The 21920-nt window shown below is 67.0% G+C and carries 20 protein-coding genes; 5 read left to right on the plus strand and 15 right to left on the minus strand.

All coding sequences use genetic code 11. The features are described from left to right. Positions 1-12 precede the first annotated feature (12 nt). The 3 genes from WH265_RS06200 to WH265_RS06210 form a co-directional block, all read right to left on the minus strand. On the minus strand, positions 13-1527 hold the full coding sequence (locus WH265_RS06200) for a tripartite tricarboxylate transporter permease (RefSeq protein WP_339519053.1): 1515 nt from the start codon (positions 1525-1527) through the stop codon (positions 13-15). After that, positions 1527-2111, minus strand: coding sequence for a tripartite tricarboxylate transporter TctB family protein (locus tag WH265_RS06205; protein WP_021026981.1), 585 nt, complete (start codon positions 2109-2111; stop codon positions 1527-1529). Before WH265_RS06205 ends, WH265_RS06200 begins: the two co-directional genes overlap by 1 nt. 157 nt (positions 2112-2268) lie before the next feature. Beyond that, the gene (locus tag WH265_RS06210) at positions 2269-3228 is read right to left on the minus strand and encodes a Bug family tripartite tricarboxylate transporter substrate binding protein (RefSeq protein ID WP_312987665.1); all 960 of its coding nucleotides are present in this window, start codon (positions 3226-3228) and stop codon (positions 2269-2271) included. 134 nt (positions 3229-3362) lie between these two features. On the opposite strand from WH265_RS06210, the gene WH265_RS06215 reads away from it, so the two are divergent. From WH265_RS06215 to WH265_RS06225, 3 genes are read left to right on the plus strand one after another with little or no spacing between them, the layout of a single operon-like run. Beyond that, positions 3363-4061 carry a response regulator transcription factor gene (locus WH265_RS06215; protein WP_339519056.1) on the plus strand — a complete coding sequence of 233 codons (699 nt, stop codon included), beginning with the start codon at positions 3363-3365 and terminating at the stop codon, positions 4059-4061. After that, positions 4051-5520, plus strand: coding sequence for a sensor histidine kinase (locus WH265_RS06220; protein WP_339557697.1), 1470 nt, complete (start codon positions 4051-4053; stop codon positions 5518-5520). The genes WH265_RS06215 and WH265_RS06220 overlap by 11 nt, the downstream gene beginning before the upstream one ends. After that, positions 5507-5932, plus strand: coding sequence for an RNA-binding S4 domain-containing protein (locus WH265_RS06225; RefSeq protein ID WP_239809138.1), 426 nt, complete (start codon positions 5507-5509; stop codon positions 5930-5932). The genes WH265_RS06220 and WH265_RS06225 overlap by 14 nt, the downstream gene beginning before the upstream one ends. Positions 5933-5976: 44 nt before the next feature. On the opposite strand, the gene WH265_RS06230 is transcribed toward WH265_RS06225, so the two are convergent. From WH265_RS06230 to WH265_RS06255, 6 genes are read right to left on the minus strand one after another with little or no spacing between them, the layout of a single operon-like run. Then, positions 5977-6405: a type IV pilin protein gene (locus tag WH265_RS06230; RefSeq protein WP_339519063.1), complete on the minus strand. Its 429-nt coding sequence runs from the start codon at positions 6403-6405 to the stop codon at positions 5977-5979. A gap of 11 nt (positions 6406-6416) precedes the next feature. Next, on the minus strand, positions 6417-10055 hold the full coding sequence (locus WH265_RS06235) for a pilus assembly protein (protein ID WP_339557698.1): 3639 nt from the start codon (positions 10053-10055) through the stop codon (positions 6417-6419). A gap of 9 nt (positions 10056-10064) precedes the next feature. Beyond that, positions 10065-10856: a pilus assembly PilX family protein gene (locus tag WH265_RS06240; RefSeq protein ID WP_339557699.1), complete on the minus strand. Its 792-nt coding sequence runs from the start codon at positions 10854-10856 to the stop codon at positions 10065-10067. After that, positions 10853-11752 (minus strand): PilW family protein, encoded by a 900-nt coding sequence (locus WH265_RS06245; protein WP_445228488.1) that lies wholly within the window; start codon positions 11750-11752, stop codon positions 10853-10855. Before WH265_RS06245 ends, WH265_RS06240 begins: the two co-directional genes overlap by 4 nt. A 1-nt stretch (position 11753) precedes the next feature. Then, positions 11754-12452, minus strand: a complete 699-nt coding sequence (gene pilV / locus WH265_RS06250) for a type IV pilus modification protein PilV (RefSeq protein ID WP_021025916.1) — start codon at positions 12450-12452, stop codon at positions 11754-11756. A gap of 3 nt (positions 12453-12455) precedes the next feature. Beyond that, positions 12456-13007 carry a GspH/FimT family pseudopilin gene (locus tag WH265_RS06255; protein WP_339557701.1) on the minus strand — a complete coding sequence of 184 codons (552 nt, stop codon included), beginning with the start codon at positions 13005-13007 and terminating at the stop codon, positions 12456-12458. A 208-nt stretch (positions 13008-13215) separates the two neighbouring features. On the opposite strand from WH265_RS06255, the gene ribD reads away from it, so the two are divergent. Further along, positions 13216-14340 carry a bifunctional diaminohydroxyphosphoribosylaminopyrimidine deaminase/5-amino-6-(5-phosphoribosylamino)uracil reductase RibD gene (gene ribD, locus WH265_RS06260; RefSeq protein WP_339557702.1) on the plus strand — a complete coding sequence of 375 codons (1125 nt, stop codon included), beginning with the start codon at positions 13216-13218 and terminating at the stop codon, positions 14338-14340. Positions 14341-14349: 9 nt separating this feature from the next. On the opposite strand, the gene WH265_RS06265 is transcribed toward ribD, so the two are convergent. Beyond that, positions 14350-14604 carry a hypothetical protein gene (locus WH265_RS06265; RefSeq protein ID WP_339557703.1) on the minus strand — a complete coding sequence of 85 codons (255 nt, stop codon included), beginning with the start codon at positions 14602-14604 and terminating at the stop codon, positions 14350-14352. Between the two features lie 248 nt (positions 14605-14852). On the opposite strand from WH265_RS06265, the gene WH265_RS06270 reads away from it, so the two are divergent. After that, complete coding sequence (locus WH265_RS06270) at positions 14853-16685, plus strand: phospholipase D-like domain-containing protein (protein ID WP_339557704.1); 1833 nt, start codon at positions 14853-14855, stop codon at positions 16683-16685. 8 nt (positions 16686-16693) lie between these two features. Here the strand turns inward: WH265_RS06270 and WH265_RS06275 are convergent, their stop codons facing one another. The 5 genes from WH265_RS06275 to WH265_RS06295 all read right to left on the minus strand — a co-directional run bounded on the left by WH265_RS06275 (position 16694) and on the right by WH265_RS06295 (position 21859). Beyond that, positions 16694-17689, minus strand: a complete 996-nt coding sequence (locus WH265_RS06275) for a tRNA dihydrouridine synthase (protein ID WP_339557705.1) — start codon at positions 17687-17689, stop codon at positions 16694-16696. 28 nt (positions 17690-17717) lie between these two features. Further along, positions 17718-18938 carry a class I SAM-dependent methyltransferase gene (locus WH265_RS06280; protein WP_339557706.1) on the minus strand — a complete coding sequence of 407 codons (1221 nt, stop codon included), beginning with the start codon at positions 18936-18938 and terminating at the stop codon, positions 17718-17720. Between the two features lie 140 nt (positions 18939-19078). Further along, a complete protein-coding gene (locus WH265_RS06285) occupies positions 19079-19609 on the minus strand; it encodes a GNAT family N-acetyltransferase (protein WP_021025922.1) in 531 nt (176 codons plus the stop codon). A gap of 386 nt (positions 19610-19995) precedes the next feature. Next, the gene (locus tag WH265_RS06290; RefSeq protein ID WP_339557707.1) at positions 19996-21471 is read right to left on the minus strand and encodes an aldehyde dehydrogenase family protein; all 1476 of its coding nucleotides are present in this window, start codon (positions 21469-21471) and stop codon (positions 19996-19998) included. Between the two features lie 46 nt (positions 21472-21517). Then, positions 21518-21859, minus strand: coding sequence for a hypothetical protein (locus WH265_RS06295; RefSeq protein ID WP_021025923.1), 342 nt, complete (start codon positions 21857-21859; stop codon positions 21518-21520). Positions 21860-21920 lie beyond the last annotated feature (61 nt).

Consider the following 21920-nt stretch of genomic DNA (forward strand, 5'->3'; position numbering starts at 1 on the left):
CAGGTCTGGGCATCAAGCCGCTGCGGCCTGCAGCGCCTTTTTGTTGCCCATCCACTTCAGAACCCGGGGGACAATCAGCACCGCCAGCACGATGATGATCAGGGTCAGCGACATGGGGCGCTGCAGGAAGATGGTCCAACTGCCCTCGCCAATGGCGACGGCGTTGCGCATCTGCGCCTCGGCCAACGGGCCCAGGATCATGCCGACGACCACCGGTGCGGTGGGGAAGTCAAAGCGCCGCATCACCACACCCAGCACGCCAATGCCCAAGAGCAGGAACAGGTCAAAGGTGCTCTGGCGCATGCCATAGGCGCCGACGGTGGCGAAAATCAGGATACCGGCATAGAGTTGCGGCTTGGGGATCTTCAGCAGCTTGACCCACATGCCCACCATCGGCAGGTTCAGCACCAGCAGCATCACATTGCCGATGTAGAGCGAGGCAATCAGCGCCCACACCAGCGCCGCCGAGCTGGTGAACAGCTGGGGGCCGGGGTTGATGCCATAGTTCTGGAATGCGCCCAGCAGCACAGCCGTGGTGTTGCTGGTGGGAATGCCCAGGGTCAGCAGCGGAATCAGCGCCGCCGTCACCGTGGCGTTGTTGGCGGCTTCTGGGCCGGCCACGCCTTCGATGGCGCCACTCGTGCCGAACTCGGCCTTGTCATCGCCCTTGGCCAGCTTTTTCTCGGCCGCATAGCTCAGAAAGGTCGGGATCTCGGTGCCGCCCGCAGGGATGCAGCCAAAGGGCGTACCGATGACCGTGCCACGGATCCAGGCGGGCACCGAGCGCTTCCAGTCGCGGCGCGTCATGTGCACACGGCCCATGGTGTTTTGCGTATCGCGGGTCTTGGCTTCGTAGAGCGCAAAGTACAGCACCTCGGCCACGGCGAACAGGCCGACGGCCACCAGCACGATGTCGATGCCGTCGAGCAGCTCGGGCTTGCCCATGGTGTAGCGCGCTGCGCCGGTGATCTGGTCCATGCCGATGCAGCCGATGGCCAGGCCCAGGAACAAGGCGGTCAAGCCGCGCAGGCTGCTCTTGCCCAGCACCGCGCTCACGGTGGTGAAGGCCAGCACCATCAGCATGAAGTACTCGGGCGGGCCCAGGCGCACGGCAAACTCGGCCACGGTGGGCGCAAACAGGGTCACGACCACGGTCGCAATCGTGCCGGCCACAAAGGAGCCGATGGCCGAGGTCGCCAGCGCCGCACCAGCGCGCCCGCTCTTGGCCATCTTGTTGCCCTCCATCGCCGTCACCATGCTCGCCGTCTCACCCGGGGTGTTGAGCAGGATCGAGGTGGTCGAGCCGCCATACATGGCGCCGTAGTAGATACCGGCAAAGAAGATCATCGAGGCGGTCACCTCGACCTTGGCGGTGATCGGCAGCAGCATGGCCACCGCCACGGCAGGGCCAATGCCCGGCAGCACACCCACGGCCGTGCCCAGGGCGCAGCCCACCAGCGCCCAGAGCAGGTTCACCGGCGTGGCCGCCGTCATGAAGCCTTGAATCAGTGCATTGAAAATTTCCATCACAGCCACCCTGTCTCGGTCAGTCCAGGCAGGTTGATTGCCAGGAATTGGGTAAAGGCCCAGAACACGGGCGCAGAAATCAGCAGACCCGTCACCAGGTCCTTGCCCATGGTCTTGAACGAGCCCGCCTGCGTTTGGCCGGTGGCGCGGCGCAGGCCTTGCGTGGCCAGCACATAGCACAGGCTGCAGCTGAGGATGAAGCCCAAGGTGGTGATCAGCGCCGCGCTGCTCAGCAGCCCTGCGCACACCCAGGTGAGCGCACCCCAGTCACCATGCTGGGCGCCATCGGGCGCGTCGAGGTGGTGATAGCCGCCGGTCAGCGCCTCCCAGCACAGCCAGATGCCGCACAGGCCCAGCACGCTGGCTGACAGCCAGGGCAGAAAATCCGGCCCCACGCCGCTGTAGCCCGCCTGCGAGGGGATGTGCAATGCCCCCCAGGACAGCAGGCCGGCGATCACCAAGACCGCTATGCCGACCAGCAGCTGCGAGGTGGTGCGCGGTGTGTGCGCATGCTCGAAAGCCTCCGGCGCAGGCGCGGCGGCGCCGTTGGCGGCCGGCCCCGAAGAATCTGCGGTGTTGCTCATGTCGAAACTCCTGAAAAGATGACGGCGCCTCCCCCTCGCCACCCATCAGGCGGCAACAGCCCAGCCGGGCACCGGGCCAGGCCGGTGCCTCCATCAGCTGAACGGGGGGGGAGTGCAATGCGCGGGGCATGGCCGCCCAGGGCCATGCCGACTGCGCTTAGACCATGCCTGCGCGGGTCATGGTGTCCTTGAGATTGGCGAACTCGGCCGTGACGAACTGGCTGAAGGCGTCGCCTGCCAGCCATGCCGAGGTCCAGTCATTCTTCTTCATCGACTCGGCCCAGCTGGCGCTCTTGGTGGCCTTTTCCAGCATCGCGATCAGCTGCGCGCGCTGGTCGGCCGAGATGCCGGGCGCGCCATAGACACCGCGCCAGTTGCCGATTTCCACATCGATGCCCTGCTCCTTGAGCGTGGGCACGGTCGAGCCTTCGAGGCGCTGGGCCGAGGTCACGGCGATCGGGCGCATCTTGCCGGTGGCGATGTACTCGGCAAACTCGCTAAAGCCGCTGCCGCCGACGGTGACATTGCCGCCCAGCACGGCAGCAATCGCCTCGCCGCCGCCCCGGAAGGCGACATAGTTGATCTTGGCCGGGTCCACGCCGACAGCGCGGGCAATCATCGCTGCCGCAATGTGCTCGGTGGAGCCTCGCGAGCCGCCGCCCCACTTGATCGAACCGGGGTCCTTCTTGAGCTGGGCGACCACTTCGGCCATGCTCTTGTAAGGCGAGTTGGCGGGCAGCACAAAGACGTTGTATTCGCTGGTCAGGCGCGCCAGCGGCGTGGCCTGGTTCAGGTCCACCGGCGGCTTGCCGGTGATGATGCCGCCCAGCATGACCGCGCCCATGACCATCATCGCGTTGGGATCGCCCTTGCTGCCGTTGACGAACTGCGCCAGGCCGATGGCACCTGCCGCGCCGCCCTTGTTGTCATAGGTGACGGAGCCAGCCACGCCGGCATCCTGCAGCGCCTTGCCCAGCGCGCGGCCGGTCGTGTCCCAGCCGCCGCCAGGGTTGGCGGGCAGCAGCATCTTCACATTGGTGGCGGCCAGGGCCTGCAGGGGCAAGCTGCCGGCAGCAGCCAGAGCGAGCATGGATTTGAGGAACGCATCACGGCGCATGGTTGTCTCCTGATCGTGTTGTTAGTGCCTGAATCATCGCTGCGCTAGCTGTCAAATGGCTGTCAGCCAGGCTGTTCAGAGCTAGGGAAAACACCGAGCCCGGAGGCGCTGGCGAATTGGTGCACACTCCCGCCATGCACCTCTTGCTGATCGAAGACGACCCCACCATGCAGACCACCTTGCAGCGCACCTTGCGCCGGCGGGGCATGGAGGTCACGCCCATCACCGATGGCGGTGCGGCGCTGCCGGCCTGGCGCAAGCTCGAGCCCGATGTGGTGGTGCTGGACCTGAGCCTGCCGACGATGGACGGGCTGGAGATCATCGCCCAGGCGCGCAGCGAAGGCCTGGCCGCCCCGACCTTGATCCTGACCGCACGCGGCACCGTCGGCGACCGCATTCTGGGCCTGAACTCGGGCGCCGATGACTACCTGGCCAAGCCCTTTGACCTGGACGAGCTCGAAGCGCGCATCCGCGCGCTGGTGCGGCGCGCGCAGCCGCTGGTGGCCGAGCCCGCCGCGCCGGCCGCGCAGCCCCCCGGCATGGCGCTGCGCTATGACAAGGCCTCCGAATCGTTTTACTGGCGTGGCACGCTGTTTGAGCTGACACCGCGCGAGGTGGCTTTTTTGCGCGTGCTGAGCCAGCCCATGGGCCAGGCCGTGACCAAGGAGCGCTTGTTCAGCGCCGTCTTTGCCGGCGAGAGCGATGTGCAGCTCGAAGCGGTGGAAGTGGTGGCCTACCGCTTGCGCAAAAAGCTCGCGCCCACGCATATGCAGCTGATGACATTGCGCGGCCTGGGCTACCTGCTCAAGCCCGGTGCCGCCGATGGCGCCTGACAGCAGCAAGGCCAGCGGCCGATCCCAGGCGCCGCGCATACGCTCGCTGCGCCGCAACCTGCTACTGGGCATCTTGCTTCCCGTGGTGGTCTTCATCATCTACAACACCAGCAGCCTCTACCGCCAGTCGCTGCAGGCCATCAACACCGCTTACGACCGCAGCCTGCTCGCCTCGGCCAAGGTGATTGGTGAGCAGCTGACGGTGTCCGGTTATGACGACCTGGCGATTGTCGATTCGGCCGTGCCCTATTCGGCGCTGGAGGCCTTTGAGGCGGACAACCAGTCGCGGCTGTTCTACCGCGTCTCCAACATGAGCGGCGAGCTCATCGGCGGCTTTGCCGAGCTGCCCATCTGGCGCGGCCGCATTGCCCAGCAGCCGCCCTATGCCGCGCTGGTCGATTTCTACAATGCCGAGTTCCGGGGCATGCCCGTGCGCATGGCCGCCTTGCTGCAGCCGGTGGCCAGCGCCACCGGCCGGGGCATGGCCCTGATCCAGGTGGCAGAAACGCTGGAGATCCGCGAATCGCTGGCGCGCGACATTCTCTGGGGCACGCTGGTGCAGCAGGCCTTGCTGTTTGGCTGCATTGCCGCCGTGGTGGTCGCCGTGGTGCGGCGCGCCACCTTGCCGATTCTGCAGCTGAGCGACCAGCTCAATGCGCGCAGCGACCATGCCTTGCAGCCCCTCAAGACCCCGGCGGCGACGCCATCAGAAGTGCTGCCGCTGGTCGATGCCACCAACCGCGTGATGGCGCGGCTGTCGCACCTGGTGCAGCACCAAAAGCGCTTTGTGCGCGATGCCTCGCACCAGCTGCGCACACCGCTGGCGGTGCTCAAGGTGCAGGTGCAGTCTGCCCAACGCGGCGATGTGGAGCCCGAGCAGGCGCTGCGGGAGATTGCCGCCACGGTGGACCGCGCCACCTTGCTGGCCAACCAGATGCTGTCGCTCGCCAAGGTCGAGCAGCTGCACCAGTCCGAGCACCCCCAGACCGCCCACCTGACGGCCATCGTGCGCGACATGGTGATCGAGCTCTCGCCTTTGCTGGCCGACAAGAACCTGCAGTTCGAGCTGCAAAGCGACGAGGTGCTGCTGGCCGCCCACCCCTGGATGCTGCGCGAGCTGGTGCGCAACCTTTTGCACAATGCGATCCAGCATTCGCCGCCCGACGCACCGCTGCTGCTGCAGCTGACGCAACAAGGCCCGGCGGCTAGCTTGCGCATCAGCGACTGGGGCCCGGGCGTCAGCGCCGAGATGCAGGCGCGCCTGACCGAGCCCTTTGTCACTGGCAACCTGCGCGACGGCTCGGGCCTGGGCCTGGCGATCTGCCACTCCATCGTGACGGCACTGGGCGCGCGACTGTCACTGCACAACCGCCTGCACCAGGGGCTTGTCCAAGGTTTCGATGCTGTAGTAGAGTTCAAACCGAATGTCCAACCACCCGCCGAAGATGGCCCATACTGAGACCGACCAGACTCCCACCATGCGCATCGACAAATGGCTGTGGTGCGCCCGCTTCTACAAGACCCGCGCCATTGCCGTCGAGGCCATCCACAAGGGCCATGTGAAGGTCAATGGCACAGTCGCCAAACCCTCCAAGGAAGTGCGCGCGCAGGACACCGTCGAGCTGCTGCAGGCGCAGACACCGCGCACCGTTGCCGTGCTCGGCATGGCGGCCACCCGCGGCCCGGCCCCAGTGGCCCAGCAGATGTACGAGGAGACGGCCGACAGCATCCGCCAGCGCGAAGTGCTCAGCGAGCAGCGCCGCCTGGCGCCCGAGCCTGCCAACAGCCTGCAGGCCGGCCGCCCCACCAAGAAAGACCGCCGCGACATGCAGGAGCTGCGCAGCTGGAACGACCGCTGGAGCGCGCAATAGGCGCGCTTCGTCGGGCGCATGCGGTGACCTGAGCCGCCAGCAGATCAGCGCCAGCAATCGGCGGTACTGCTGCCCTGCGCCAGCTGCAAATTGCCCTGCCGGCCATCCTGGGTCAGCGTGTAGTTGCCGCAGCGGTCCCGCTGCTGTGGCCCCTGCCGGCGCATTGCCACCAGGGTGTAGCGCGCAGCACTGTTGCCTTCGGCAAAGCCGATGGTGTAGCGCTTGTCGGGCAGGTCCTGCCAGCTAAGCTGGGTGGGCAGCTCCAGCGGATAGACACCATTGGCCGTCGCGGCACGCTCCAGCCACTGCGCGGCCTGAAAAAGCCCCGTGCGGGCCTCCGTGCGGTGGCCCCGGCGCAGGTATTCGCTGTAGCTGGGCCAGGCCACCGCGCTCAGGATGCCGATGATGGCCAGCACCACCATCAGCTCCACCAAGGTCCAACCTGCGCGCGCCGTAAAAAGATGTTTTCGCATGCTGCCCCCTTTCATCGCGCCTGGCGCCAGGTGGGCCGGATCGGAACTTCGGGCAGGTCGCGCAGCGATTCACCATCGATGCGGATGCGCTGCTGGCCCTCGTCATCGCGCACGCGCAGCAGCGCATGCGGGCCCGCGCCCAGCAACATGCGCGAGGCCTGGCCATCGGCCTGCGGATCAAAGAGCCCATCGCCATCGGTATCGAGCAGCTGCAAGCGCGGCCGCAGGCCATCGATGCTATTGAGCAGGCTGAAAAACTGGCGTTGCGCTGTGCCTGGCGCGGGCTCGCAACGCTCATCGCCGGGCTCGCCCTGGGCGCCATGGCTGGCATGCGCCGGCACCTCGCTGATCACCGCCAGCAGGTTGCTGCCGCTGTAAAAGCGCAGGGGCTGCAGCAGGCGCTCGCCTGCCTCGGGCAAATCCAGGAACCAGCCCCGGTGGCGGCTCCAATCGAGCGCATCGGCGCCTTCGCTTTCGTCAGTGCGCCAGAACATGCGGCGGTCGCTGCTGCGCGCCTGCACGGGGCGGGGGCTGATGCGGCGCTGCAGCAGCTGGCTGTGCGCCACCGGCCCGGGCAGATCGGCATCGCCGCCCAGCGCCGACTGGCAATCCGCATCAGCCGCCGAGGCGCAGACCGCCACCCGCTCACCGCGTTCGCCCACGCGCTTGTAGCGGCTGGTATCGAGCACCGCATACAGGCTCTGCACGCTGTCGTCTTGCGGATCCTGGCGGCTGGCATTGCGGCCGGTGCCAAAGGCGACCACCAAGCCACCGACGGGCACCTGGCGCTGACCACCCGCCTGCTGCAGGCTGCGCAGACGGTCATTGCTGCGCACCAGCGGTGCGGTGCTGATAGGCTGGGGCTTTGTGCGCTGGCCTGGCGTGCTGCGCTGGCCCCCGCGCGCTTGGTACAGCGGCACGCCCATGGTCGACTGGTTGCTGGTGGTGGCCGCCATTGCGCCCCACTGCGCCACACCCCATTCGCGGTCATCGTCTGCGTTGATCAGAAACTTCCAGAGATTGCCTTGGTTGTCGCCGGCATAGACCACATCGGGACGGCCATCGCCATTGATATCCACCAGCCTGGGCGCAGACAGGCCGTTGTCCTCCAGCTGGCTGCAATGGGGCTGGGGCGGCGTTTGCTGCCTGCAGGCCTGCGCCGATGCATTGCCGGTCGCCACCAAGCGCAGCAGCTCACGCCCGCCATCGAGGTACTGGATCAGCAGCACCGGTCTGCCGTTGGCGCTGTTGTAGCCATTGCCCAGCACCAGCGCCCAGCGGCCGTTGTTCAGTTGTGCGATCTGCGTTGTACGCTGCGGGTCGATGTCGTCGCGGGACGGGCTGGCGGTGATATGGCCGATATCGGCAAAGGCCTCGGCCAGCTGTGTGCAAGCCTGCAGCGCGGCGCCCGTCTCCGCATCGCAGCGCGGCGCAGATTCCGTCGCATGCCAGCTGCGGTCCATCAGCACCAGATCGGCCGCCTGCGCCTCGGCAAAGGCCGTCTCCGGTTCAGTGACATCAAGCACAAAATAGCCCTTGCCCCCGGCGCCCAGGGTGCCTGCCAGCAAGCTGCGCCAGCGCGGGCTGTTGGCGCTGCCCAGGTTGGCATCGCCCGCCAGTGGCGAGCCATCGACAAAATAGCGGTGCTGGCCATCGTAGGCCGGGCTGGTCAAGCCCTGCAGGCTGGGGATCACGCCCCGGGGCACATAGGCTATTTTTTCCTCGCCCGTATGGGCCGAGAAGCCGTGCAGCATGCCGTCATTGCCGCCGACATAGAGCATCGGCAGGCGGTTTTGGTGGCGCAGCACAAAGTCCAGATAGCTCGCCTCGTGGTAGCGGGCCGAAGGCTTGCCCAGGTACCAGATTTTCGAGTTCACAATATCGCCTTGGCGCGAATGCCGGTTGCGCAGGCTGCCGCCATGCTGCGCTTCATGGCGGCGCTCGCCTCGCAGGTAGTTCAGGCGCTGCTCACCACTGGCCTGGCCTTGCGCGCCATCGGCAGGGCCTTGCAGGGCCCGCTTGTGCGCAGCGCTCCAATGGCTCTCATCGGCCGCCCAGCGAAAAGGCACGCCGCGCTGCTGCACATCGCCCCAAGTCAGCACCAGGCGCTGCTGCCAGGCGATGGCATCGAGCTTGTCCGCCGTTGTCTGCCCACCCCAGCCGGGCGCTGGCTGCAGGCGGCCATCGCTGCCCATTGCCTGTGCCTGGATGGCGCCGGACCAGGCCCGGCCCGGGTCGTAGCTGGCGCTGAACAGCAAGGCATCCAGCGCAATGGCCTGGCTGGCGCTGGCGGCGCCGGTGCTGGCTGTGGCGGCGCCCAGCGCGCCACCTGCATGCTGGGACTGTATATCGGCCAGGATACTGCGCAGCGCAGCCGCTACATCTTGGCCATTGGCCGCCGCATAAAAACGGCCCCGGCCATTGAGCGCCGCATGCCACAGATCCAGCGCGCGCACGCCCTCGCCCTGCGCCTGCATATCAGGCCAAACGGCATCCCCTTTGGCCAGCGCTGCAAAGCTGCCGTCATAGCCCAAGGGCTGTTGCTGCGTAGGCGCCAGGATCTGCGGCGCGCCGGGCCAGGTGCTGGCATCCAGGCCGATGCCGACCGTATAGGTCTGCAGATGCGGCCAGCTGGCAGGGTTGTAGCGCGGGTTCCAGTAGCGCTCCAGCACGGCAGGCTGGCCGCTGCCATCGGCAAAACGCTCGCGGGGCGGCGCCTGGCGGTAGGCAGCCTCGGGTGCCAGGCTGCCGCTCAGGCCTGCCCGCTGCAAAGGGTCGGCCCAGCTGCGAAACGCCCAGTCGGCCAGGGTGCTCGGCACCGCATCACTGTAGAGCTGGGTGGCAGCCCTTTGCGCGGAACTGCCGCCGCCGTAGACCTGGCCGTCGGGCAAGGTTTTGGCACGGGTGTGGTCGTCTTGCGCACCGCCGGTAGCGGGGCCAGACCAGCGGCTGCCCGCCAGCACAATGTGGTAGTTGCGGCGGCAGCCCAGGTAGGTATTGCTGGCGCCGCTGGCAGCGCCCGGCTGGCTGGCCCAGGGCCCTTGCGGGCCGAGCGGCCGGCGCAGGTAGGCATCGGCCTGGCCGAGCAGATGGTGCAGATCGCTGCTGTGGCCGGTACGGAGCGAATCGGCAAAGGCCAGAAATTGCTGGCGATGGCGGCCCTGCAGCGCCTGCATGCCGTTGGTGGCCAAACGCGGGCTGTTGACTGTGCTGGCCCCGGGCCTGCGCCGCTGGCCTTGTACCATGCCACCGGGCCCGCCGCCAGACGCAGCGCCATGGTTCCACATCGCCTGCCAGGCCAGGCGAATGGCGCCATCGGGCAGTTGCTGCCCATCGCCCAGCACATCCTTGAGCGCATGGCGCAGCACGGCGATGCGCTGTGCCCGCGCATCCCAACGGCCGTCGCCATCCGGCGCGGTGATGCTGGCCACACCGGGCTCGGCGCTACCCATGCGGCGCTGCATGGCGGCCGAGTCATCGATGGAGACGATGACATTGGGAGCCACCCAGGCGCTGGCACCGCCGGCAGGCGCGGTGGCCAGCTCCAAGGGCCAGGCGGCGGCGGGCAGCAGCGCCAGGCTGAGCAGCGCAGCCTGCCGCTGGCTTGCGGACTTGGGCAGTACAACCCAGCTTGGTCTTGTTCCATCCATAGCTGCCTCTCAGTCTTTGCGCCGGGGGCGGGCGTAGCTTTGCTCCAGCACCACCAGGGAATCGGGCTTTCTGCCAAAGGCCACCGCAGTGATGCGGTAGACCACATGCGGGCTGAGCCCTGCGAGCTCGAGCTGGTGGGCGGGCGCATTGCTGATCAGCCCGGGCTTGCTGTCGATATAGGGAATGACTTCGATCCAGTACCAGCCGCCGGCGTCAGGCGCCGACCGGTCCGCCAGGATGGGATGGGCAGGGCGGTCTGCATCGCCCAGCTGCGCGCCGGTGTACTGGCCATAGCGCGCGCCGGTGCCGGCCCGCAGCAGCGCAAACAGGTCCTGCTCACCCGCGCGCCGGCCGGCCGTGCCTGGCGCCGGCGCATTCCAAATATCCTGGCGGCCCACCCGCTTGGCACAGAGCGCCTCGATGCAGCGCTGCGGCTGGGCGCTGAGCTGGGCCAAAAACACCGGCAAGTCGGCGTTCTCCAACGGCAGCCGGGTGGTGCCGGCGCGGCGGCACACCTGGGCCGAGGCGCCTCGGGGCAGGCCACCATAGGCACAGGGCCGGCCATCGGCCCGCTCGCCACGGATATCCAGTTCTGCATCGAGCAGCAAGGCCTCTGCGGCCTCAAACGCCCGCTGGTAGTCGGCATCGTTGCCAACCACCAGCTCGCCATACCAGGCCGTGCGCGCCGACCACAGGACCAGCAGCATCGACAACATGCCAAAGACCAGCACCGTCAGCAAGGCTGCGCCCCGGGTGCGGTGCCGGCCATGGCCATAGCGAGTGTGGCGGGGGCTTGTCATAGGCTGCCCTGGCTGCGCAGCTGGAACAGGTTGCGAAAGCTGCGGTGCATGCGCCCTTGGCGCGCGCCGGGCAGGCCGGCCAGCTCCACCCATTCACCGTCGCAGCCGGTGTAGCCGCTGCCCGCCGGCAGCGCGCCGGACTGGCGGCCAAACAGCACCAGACAGACCTCGACCGCTACCACCTGCGACCAATCGCGGCCCGCCTGCTGCGCATTGACGTACTGCAGCTGCGGCTGCGCCGCGCCCGCCGTCTGCATGCGCAAATAGCGCAGGCGAAAGGCCGCCACGTTGTCGACCAGGGGCTGGGGCGATGCAGCGGTATCGTTGCCGCCACAGCGCAGCACCTGACCACGCAGGCTGAAGTGCGATTCCAGCCGCAGATCGGCGCTGGCATCCACCGGTCCACCCAGGCAGTTGCGCGCTTGGGCAGCCAGGCCGGACTGCGCAAAGACGGGCTGCTTGTAGCGCCGCAAGCCGGCCGCCAGGCTGCTATCGCTGCCCCGCAAGGCATCGGCGCGCGGCGCATAGCCACGGGCGCTGCCCGCCGCCGGGGCTGCGGTCTCAAAAGCCGCTGGCGTCAACGCAGCGCTGAGCGAAGGGTCCACTCCTGCGGGCAGCTGCAGGTTCAGGTACAGGCTGCCCGATGGGCGCAGCTGCTGGCCGATGACGCGCAAGGCATAGCTGGCTTGCTGCTGCAGATGGCTGGCGTCGCTCACGGTGCCCGCCAGGCTGCGCGAGGTCAGCAAGGCCACACCGGCCGCGGCCACCACCAGCAGGCCCAGCGCCAGGCCCACCATCAGCTCGACCAAGCTAAAGCCAAGCTGCCCGCGCCCCCTTGCACGGCAGCGCCCGCCGACCCGATCCAACGCCCACAGGGGATGGAGTGGTTGCGGCATCTCAAGTACCCCCGCAGTGGTAGTGCAGCGCGCTGCCCATGCGCTCTGCCGTGCAGCGTGCGTTCAAGGCCAGGTACTGCAGATGGCAGCTGTAGCGCAGATCGCCATCGCCATCCTGGCAGACCACCTCGCCGCCGCGTTCATCCACCGCATCCGCGCCCCGGCCCTCGCCGACACTGCGGGTGGCATCGACCAGGTCCCAGTACAGCGCCGGATCGGTGCCACCTTGCGGGGCATGCGTGCTGTCGCGCCAGCGGACCATCACGCCCAGCTGGCGCCGGTTGGCGTCCACCTCTTCGCCGGGTGCGAGAAAAATCCGGGATTGCCCCAGCGGCAAGCTGCGCGCCACCTGCAGGCGCCACTGCGCCAACTCATGCTGGGCCAGCTCAGCGGCGCTGCAAGCCTGCGCCGCGCAAGACCTGGCCTGAGGGGCTGGTGCTGCATGCTGCCAATCGCTCAGATAGTGCTCCAGCTGGTCCCAGGCATGGGGGTTGGCGCGTATGCGCTCGCCTAGGTCTTCGATCAGGCGAATGGCCTGCACACGCCGGGTGCTGGTCTGCACATCGGCCAGCGTGCGCAGCTGCATGGCCAGCATCGCCAACACACCCAGGACCAGCACCACCATGGCCACCAGTGACTCCAGCAAGCTGATGCCGCCTGAGAGGGAGGCCTGCGGGTGGGTGGGCACGGCGATGCGCATGGCTTAGCTCCTGGGGCTGCAGCCGGGGCCGTCGACGACCCGCACGCGGCCACCCCGGCTGGTGCACAGGCCCTTGGTGGCCGGGTGCTCTACCGTTTTCCCCTCCGGGAGCAGCGCAAAGGCAAAACCGGCTACCGGCATGCCCCAGCGGTCAAAGCGGATTCCTTCACCCAGGCTGTTGCGCTGCACCTGCAGGCCCGGCGGCGTTTCAAAGCGCTGCAGCACCGGCGCATCGTCGGCGCACTGCTGCTGGCCCAGCGCATGCACACAGACCTGCCAGCCGCAGCTCCAGTCACTGCTGCTGACCAGGGCCTGGCAATGGCCGCTGTCGGCAATCCTCTGCAAGGCGACCAGGCCACTGCGTTTGATCGCTTCGGAGCGCGCCAGAAATACCGCCGAATGCATGGCCTCCAGCGACTGCCATACACGCCAGCGCTGCAGCAGCCCGCTCGCACTGGGCACGGCCAGGCTCGCGATGATGGCCAGCACGCTGATCACCACCATCAGCTCGACCGCGGTCAGCCCGCTGTGCCGGTGCCCGCGTTGATGCTTCAATAAATTATTTAAAACTATTGAATTCATGCGATTGATTATTTAATCTTCACACGGCGGCGTAAAGCCTTTTTCGATTTAAAAATTAAATGCACTGGGGCGGACAGCAGTGCCAATGCAGAGCCGGCGCGGTGTTGCGCCGATAATCAGCCAGCGGGCCTGAGCCTCCATGCCCTGCCCCTCCGTACCAGCCCTATTGCGACCAAGCTCCATGACTGATCAACACCTGCAAACCGCACTGGAACTGGCTGCCAGCGCCCTGTTCATTACCTCCCCCAATCCCCGCGTCGGTTGCGTGCTGGTCGCTGCCGATGGCCAGGTGATCGGCCAGGGCCATACACAACGTGCCGGTGGTCCCCACGCGGAAATCATGGCTTTGCGCGATGCGGCCGCCCGCGGCCACAGCACTGCAGGCGCAACCGCCTATGTCACCTTGGAGCCCTGCGCGCACCAGGGCCGCACGGGGCCTTGCTGCGATGCGCTGGCAGCAGCCGGTGTAGCCAAGGTGGTGGGCGCCATCACCGATCCGAACCCGCTGGTCGCGGGCATGGGCTTTGGCCGGCTGCGCGCCGCTGGCGTGGAGGTCGTGGTCTGTGCGCCGGAAGACGGTGGCGATGTCGCACGCGAATTGAACATTGGCTTTTTCAGCCGCATGGTGCGCAAGCAGCCCTGGGTGCGGCTCAAGGCCGCCATGTCACTCGATGGCGCAACCGCCTTGGCCGATGGCAGCAGCCAGTGGATCACCGGCGAAGCGGCCCGGGCCGATGGCCACCACTGGCGCGCCCGGGCCTGCGCCATCCTGACGGGTGTGGGCACCGTGCTGGCCGATGACCCGGCGCTGGATGTGCGCTATGTGGAAACACCACGCCAGCCGCGCCTGGTGGTGCTGGACAGCCAGCTGCGCACCCCCCCGCAGGCCCGCATCTTTGCCGCAGAGCGCGAAGTGCTGGTCTACACCCACAGCGAAGACAACGCGCGCCAGGCAGCGCTGCAAGCGGCGGGTGCCACCATCGTGCGCCTGCCCGGTCATGCCTCCGCAGATCCCCACGCCCGCATCGACCTGGCGGCCTTGATGCAAGACCTGGGCAGACGGGAAGTCAACGAGTTGCATGTCGAAGCGGGCGGCATCTTGAATGGCGCGCTGCTGCAGGCAGGCCTCGTCGACGAGTGCCTGCTCTACCTGGCGCCCAAGCTGCTCGGCCAGGGCCTGCCCGCGTTTGCCGGCATGGCGCTGCAAAAGCTGGACCAGGCGCCCGCCTTGGACATCTGCTCGATCGAGCCCTTGGGCGCCGACCTGCGCGTGCTCGCCCGGGTCCAGGGCCATGGGGTTTTTTGATCTGCGCAGCTAGTTGGCGTAGCCAAGACAGGCGCCCGAATTGGGCAGCCCCTTACATTCACGCAGCAGGCGGCGGTCGCGCTCGGCCAGGGTTTCGGCACTGCTGCTACGCTGGCGTTTGACTTTGACTCTGGCTTTGGCCGGTTTTTTGGACGCCTGCGTGGCCTCGGTCTTTTTCTTGCGGGCGGCCCAGGCGCTCTCGGGCGGCATGGCCATGGCCGCCAGCAGCAGCACCAGTGTGGAAAAGCGCAGTGATCGCAGCATAAGCAGGCCTCCTATTGGCTATCGATGTCCATCTCCCCAATGCTTTCAACAATCCTAGCGACAGGTCTGCAGCAACGGTCCGGGCACAAACCCTGCTGAGCGGCCACCCCGCTTGCCGCGGCGTTGCTGCGCCACGACGCAGTAGCGCCATCTGGCTGTACGACAGCACCGCCAAAGCAGCCACGCAGCCACCGCAATGGCCTGCGCTCACGCACAATAGCGCCAGCCCACTGATTGAACCTGCCGCCATGCTGCCTGCTTTGCTGACCTCTGCCCTGTCTCCGTTGCGCCCCTCCGAGACAACCTCCTGGCCCAAGCTGCAGCGCGGGCTGGTGATGGTGTGCGCGGCCGTGCTGCTGGCCGGCTGCGCCAGCAAGCTGCCGACCCAGGTGGACAGGCCGGTCTCGTCGGCCCAGCCGCCTGCGGCCAGCAGCCCGCTGGTGCAGATCAGCCAGCAGCGCCAAAAGGCCGAGAGCAAGGCGGGGCCCGGGGTGTCGGGCTTCGAGATACTGGCCGGCGCGCAAGCTGCCTACGGCGCGCGCCTGGCGCTGGTGCAAGGTGCCAAGCACACGCTGGATGTGCAGTACTACGCGATCCATGCCGATGCCAGCACCGCGCGCCTGCTCGAAAGCGTGGTGAATGCCGCGCGCCGGGGCGTGCGCGTGCGCGTGCTGCTCGATGACTTCCATGGCACCGGGCGCAATGCGCAGGTGATGCGCCTGGCTTTTGAGCCCAACATCGAGATGCGCATGTTCAACCCGCTGCCCGGTGACCGCGACTCGCCGATCAGCCGCATGTGGAACGCAGCCACCGACTTCCAGCGCGCGCAGCAGCGCATGCACAACAAGCTGTTTTTGGCCGACAACGTGATGGGCATCATGGGCGGGCGCAACCTGGGTGATGCCTATTTCGACAACGATGAGAGCTCCAACTTCCTGGACACCGATGTGCTCGTCATGGGCCCGGCCGTGCGGGATCTGTCGAGCAGCTTTGACAGCTACTGGAACAACGAGCGCGCCTACCCGGTGCAGTCGCTGATCAGCAAGCAGGCGCTGGAAGAGATGCAGCAGGCCTACCAGGCCCGCCCCAGCAAAGGGGGCGATGACGATGCGACGAATGCGGCATCCGAGCCCGCTGCCCGCAACAGCAGCGGCGGCGCCCTGCCCTCGCCGCCCGATGGCGAGCCGCGCCCGGGCGGCGCAATCTCCGACGAGCAGCGCGAGCGCGCCTGGGACATGCAGCCAGTGGACCTCCAGACCGTGCCGCTGGTCTGGGCCCATTCGGTGGTGATGGCCGATGCGCCCAGCAAGATACCGGCGGTCGACTCCGACGGCCAGACCAACCCGCTGAGCGCAGCACCCGGCGTGCTGGACAACAAGCGTCTGGCGCAGCTGCGGGCGCTGGCAGAAACGCGCAACCCCGGCCACAGCCCCAGCGCCGATTCGGTGGTCGATGGCCTGGTGCAGCTGCTGGGTTATGCCAAAAAGGATTTGCTGATCGTCTCGCCCTACTTTGTGCCCGGCGAATCGATGCGCCAGGCCTTCAAGGATGCCGTACAGCGCGGCGTGCGCGTGCGCATTCTGACCAACTCACTGTCGTCCAACGATGCGCCCATTGCCCATATCGGCTATGCCCGCCACCGCGAGACGCTGCTGCGCGACGGGGTCGAGCTGTACGAGCTGGTCAGCGACGAGAGCGACTTGCGCGCCGCCTTTGGCCTGGGCAGCGGGCAGAACAGTTTTCGTGAAGGGCGGCGTGTGATGCTGCACAGCAAGGTGCTGGTGCTCGATGGCCAGTTGCTGGTGGTAGGGTCGATGAACCTGGACCAGCGCTCCAAGCTGCAAAACACCGAGATCGCCGTGCTGGTGCGCAGCCGCAAGCTCTCGGGGCAGGCGGCTGGCATGATCGAGAAGGGCCTGGAGAGTGCCGCCTGGCATGTGGTGCTCAAAGACGGCAAGCTGCTGTGGCAGGCACCGCAGAACACGCGGCTCAAGGACCAGACCACCGAGCCCGATGCCAGCCTGCCGCTGCGGCTAATGCTCAAAATCATCAGCCCCTTTACGCCCGACTCTTTGCTTTAAGCGCTGAATTAAACAGCTGCTTCCACCTGCGTCTGCTGCTGCAAGTCATCCAGCCACACGGTGATCGCTGCCTGGTCCGTCATCACCCGCACATGCTGGTAGGCGTCCTCGGCCTCGGGAAAGGCCCGGCGCATCAGGTTGAGCCACTGCTTCAAGCGGCCAGCGCGCTGGCGCGGCTCCAGGTCCTCGCAGACCAGCTGCCAAAAGCGCAGCAAGGCAGGCACCAGGTCCGGCCATGTCACATCGCGCATGCCGGCGGGCAGCGGCAGGCCATCGCGCTCGGCGACGGCTTTGCGGATGCGCCAGGCCAGGCCCGGGTCAGCCACAATGCCGCGGCCCAGCATCAGGTCCTGGCAGCCGGATTCGGCCTGGCAGCGCAAGGCATCTTCCACGGTCCAGATCTCGCCATTGGCCACCACGGGGATCTGTACCGCCTCGCGGATGCGCGCAATCTGGTCCCAGTAGGCAGGCGGGCGGTAGCCATCGAGCTTGGTGCGGCCATGCACAACCAGCTCACAGGCGCCAGCCTCCTGCATCGCCAACGCGCAGTCCAGCATCAGCGCCCGGTCGTTAAAGCCCAGGCGCATCTTGGCCGACACCGGCATGGCGGCGGGCACCGCGCCGCGCACCGCGCTGACCACCGCATGGATGGCGGCCGGGTCCTGCAGCAAGGCAGCACCGCCGCCATGGCGGTTGACCACCTTGGCCGGGCAGCCAAAGTTCAGATCGATCCCCTCGGGCGACAGCGCCGCCAGCTGCACCGCATTGGCCGCCATGCTGGCGGCATCGCTGCCCAGCAGCTGCGCGCGCACCGGGGTGCCGGCTGCCGTGCAGCTACCGTTGCGCAACTCAGGCATGGTGCGCAGGTAGACCTTGTCGGGCAGCAAGCTGCCGGTGATGCGGATGAACTCCGACACGCAGCGGTCAGCGCCACCAATGCTGGTGAGCACATCGCGCAGCACAAAATCGAGCAGGCCCTCCATGGGCGCAAGCAACAAGCGCATGTGGGCCCCGTTCAGACCATCAGGCAGATCACCAGGCCACCTGCAGGCGCCACAGCGTGGTCATCTCGGCCGCGCGGGCCTGGTGCAGCGGGTTGCTGCCATCCTGGGCCTTGGGGTGGCGCGGGCGGATGTGGTTCTTGCCCACCACCTGCAAGCCGGCCTCGGCGATCCAGCTGAGCAGCTCCTCGCGGCTGCGCAGGCCCAGGTGCTCGGCAAAATCGGACAGGATCAGCCAGGCCTCGCCACCGGGCACCAGGTGGGCGGGCACCCCGGCCAGAAAGCCGCGCAGCATGCGGCTGCCTTCGTCATAGACGGCGCGCTCCACCGGCGCGCTGGGCTTGGCAGGCACCCAGGGCGGGTTGCAGACCACCAGCGCGGCCTTGCCTTCGGGGAACAGATCGGTCTGCGCCAGCTCCACGCGCTGCTCCACACCCAGGCGCTCCAGGTTTTCCTTGGCGCAGGCCAGGGCACGCGGGTCGGTATCGGTGGCCAGCACCTTCTGGATGCCACGGCGCGCCAGCACGGCAGCGATCACGCCGGTACCGGTGCCGATGTCATAGGCCAGCGACTGCTTGGCCAGCGCGGTGGGCAGCGGCGCCTGGGCAATCAGGTCAACATACTCGCCGCGCACCGGCGAGAACACGCCGTAGTGCGGGTGGATGCGGTCATAGCCCTTGGGCGCCAGCTTGGCCAGCGCGGGGATTTCCACGCCTTTTTTGCGCCATTCATGGGCGCCCACCAGGGCCTGCAGCTCGCGCAGCGACACCACCTGGGGCTGGTCGCCTGCGGGCGCGCCCCAGGCGTCGATACAAGCGGCCTGCACCTCAGGCGCGCGGCGCAGGTGGATGGCATATTGCGGGTCCAACTCGATCAGCACCATCGACAGCACGCGGGCGCGCTGCGCCTGCAGCTGGCGCTGCTGGTGGAAGGGCAAGGCCAGCTGCGGCGTGGGCATGCCGGCCACCGCAGGGGCAGCGGGCTTTTTCTTGGCCTTGCGCTCGCCGGTCTTGTCCAGACGGCGCGTGAGCGACTGCAGCAGCATGCGGGCATTTTGAAAGTCACCGCGCCACAAGAGCGCCGTGCCCTCGCAGGCCAGCCGGTAGGCCACATCGGCGGGCAAGGTGTCATCGGCCAGCACCACGCGGGCGGCGGCGGCCGCACCGCGCTCGCTGCGCCAGCGCGCGCTGCGTGCATCGCCGCCTTCCTCCCAGTGGATGGTGGGCAAACTCTCTGGCTGGGCAGTGGTCATACAAAAGGCTTTCTGGGGCAGTGCGGCAAGGCGCCAGCTGCCAAGGGGGAAAAACAAAGAGGCCGTCCAAGACGGCCTCTTGAGAGCAAGGCTGCCCCGCCCTGCCTGCGCAGGGCCGGCGCATGCCCGGCCAGCAAGGATCAGCGGTTCATCAAGGAGCGCTGCATGCGCACTTCTTCGATCTTGATGGCACCGACGGTGGCCGTCTTGGCGGTCGACATCTCGCGCTTGAAACCAGCAGACTCATGGAAACGCAGTGCGCGCTCATTGCGCAGCGGCACCCAGGCGGTCACCGAGGTGCAGCCTTCTTCGGACAGGCCGTCACGCGCAGCATCCCACAGCGCCACGCCCACGCCCTGGTCCCAGTGGGTAGGGGCAGCATAGATCGCCCAGATCTCACCGGTGGTGGGGCGGGTCTTGGCATCGCGCGAGCGGTCAAAACCGATGAAACCGACGATCTTGTCGTTCTCAACGGCCACTTGCACCTGCGGCTCGCAGTATTCGATGGCTTCACGCCAGTAAGCCTGGCGCTTTTCGACGGAAGAGATGGACTTCAGTTGGTCATCGGGCAAAACACCGCGATAGCTCTCCACCGAAGCGGCGGCATGGATTTGGGCAATGGCTTTGGCATCACGGAGAGTTGCGGGACGAACCTGGATAGTTTCAGACATGGATAACCGAAAACAAAAATCAATGAATTAACCAAAAAGCACGTATATCTCGTCGTACACTGCGACCATCACGCCCGGCCGGGTGTCAAGTGGGGATGGAGCACCCTGAGGCTCAACATCCACCCACCTGCAACACACCATGGCTCACGCAGCATCAGCAGGCAACAAGGCACTGCTGAAGGCTTTTTTAAGGGCATATGGAAGAGTCAGCGCGTGAACAGCGCGCTAGAGAGTATGGTGCGCGAAAGCCCGCCATTGTCTCACTCCTGACATCATTTGGGTAGCCCCACAATAGGCTTGTAGGTCAATTTGTGCAGGGGTTTGCAAATGACTGCATTTGCGCTAGGCGTTTACCCGAAGGGTGCCCCTGCCTACAAATCAAGGTCTTAGCGCATAAAGCTGCGACCGAGCCACCGCATCAGCCCATCAAAGCGCCGGCCATAGGGCGGATACAGCCAGGCAGCGGCCGACCAGCTGCCTTGACGCAGCACAGGCTTGCCATGAGAAAAGCCCATGAATCCATGGTAGCCATGCAGCGCGCCCCAGCCGCTCTTGCCCCAGCCGCCAAACGGCAGGGCCCCATGGGCAAACTGCAGCAGGCAGTCATTCATGCACATGCCTGCCGCCCGCACCCGCTGCGCCACATCGCGGCCCTGGCGGCGGTCCTGGCCAAACCAGTACAGCGCCAGCGGTATCTCGCCATGGTTGATCGCTGCAATCGCCTCCTCGCGGTCGTCGTACTGCAGCACCGGCAGCACCGGGCCAAAGATTTCCTCCTGCATCAGCTGCATCTGCGCGCCCACCCCCAGCACCAGCGCCGGCACCAGCTGGCGGCTGATGCCATCGCCGATACGGCTTTGGGACACCTCCTCCCCGCCGCCTGCCAGGCGGATCACCTGGGCACCGGCCTGCTCGGCCTGGGCCAGCATGCCCAGCAGCCGGCTGGCATGGGCCGCATGGATGACCGAGGTGTAATCGGGGTTGCCCTGCAGCTGCGGGTACATGCGCTGCACGGCCTGGGTATAGGCCTCGACAAAGGCGGCAGCGCTGCTGCGTGGCAGCAGCACATAGTCGGGCGCAATACAGGTCTGGCCGGCATTGAGCAGCTTGGCATGGGCAATCTTGCGCGCCGCGTCCTGGATATCGCAGCTTTGCTCCAGCAGGCAGGGCGATTTGCCGCCCAGCTCCAAGGTGGTGGGCACCAGCTGGTTGGCAGCGGCCAGCGCCACCTTGCGGCCGGTGGCCGCCGAGCCGGTGAACAGCAGGTGGTCCAGCGGCAGGGCCGCCAACTCGGCTGAAGCCCCCGCGTCACCCGCCAGCAAGGCCACCTCGTCATCGGCGAAATAGCTGGGCAGCAGCTCGGCGAGCAGCGCCATGGTCTGCGGGGTGTATTCGCTGGGTTTGATGATCACGCGGTTGCCGGCAGCCAGCGCGCTGACCAGCGGCCCCAAGGACAGCAGCAGGGGATAGTTCCAGGGAGCGATCACCCCGATGACGCCCAGCGGCATGGGCTGCACCCAGGCGCGCGCAGGCCAGAAATACCAGGGCGTGGCCTCGGGCCGGGGCGCTGCCCAGCGCCGCAGGGCGCCCAGCGCCTGGCGCAGCTGGCTGTGCAGCGGCAGCAACTCCGTCAAGGTCGTCACCCGGGCCGAGCGCTGACCAAAATCGGCCTGCACGCTGGCGCACAGCCGCGCCTCGTTGTCCTGCAGCAGCTTCTGCAGCCGCAGCAAGCGCTCGCGCCGCAGCAGCAGCGGCGTATCGGCCTGGGCGCGGCTGGCCGCGCGCATGGCCTCAAAACGGCTGTGCAACTCGCTCACATCCATAGCATGGCCCCATAAAAAAACCCGGTCTGCATCAGGCACAACCGGGCTTTGTACACAAGGCAGGCCGCAGCCTGCGTCAGGTCAGTCAGTGTTGTGAACGGATTTCACGAGGCTCCACGTCCGTCACATCGATCACGGAAGCGCGCATGCCTGAGGGGCTGGCGGCCGATTCAGCAGCGCGTGCACCCTTGTTGGCCGACCAGCGCGCCGTGCTGCGGTAAACCGTGGTCCAGCCCGAAGCGGGGTTCATCTTGAACGCGAAAGGCACCACAGGTTTGCCGGTGACTTTGGCCCATAGCAGGCGCACAGCCCAGAGCATGGCAGCGATTGCGGCCACCACCATCAGACTGACAAAAAACACCAGACCAGCCAGCACCATCGCAATACGCAAAGTCCAGCTCACCACAGTTGCCAACAACTCGTTCAACGCACTTCCTTTCATCGCTGTATGACAGCGCTTGCTACCCATGTTATGCCGATGCCAGGCT

Source organism: Comamonas sp. MYb396, from assembly GCF_037479555.1.
Taxonomy (GTDB): Bacteria; Pseudomonadota; Gammaproteobacteria; order Burkholderiales; family Burkholderiaceae_C; genus Comamonas.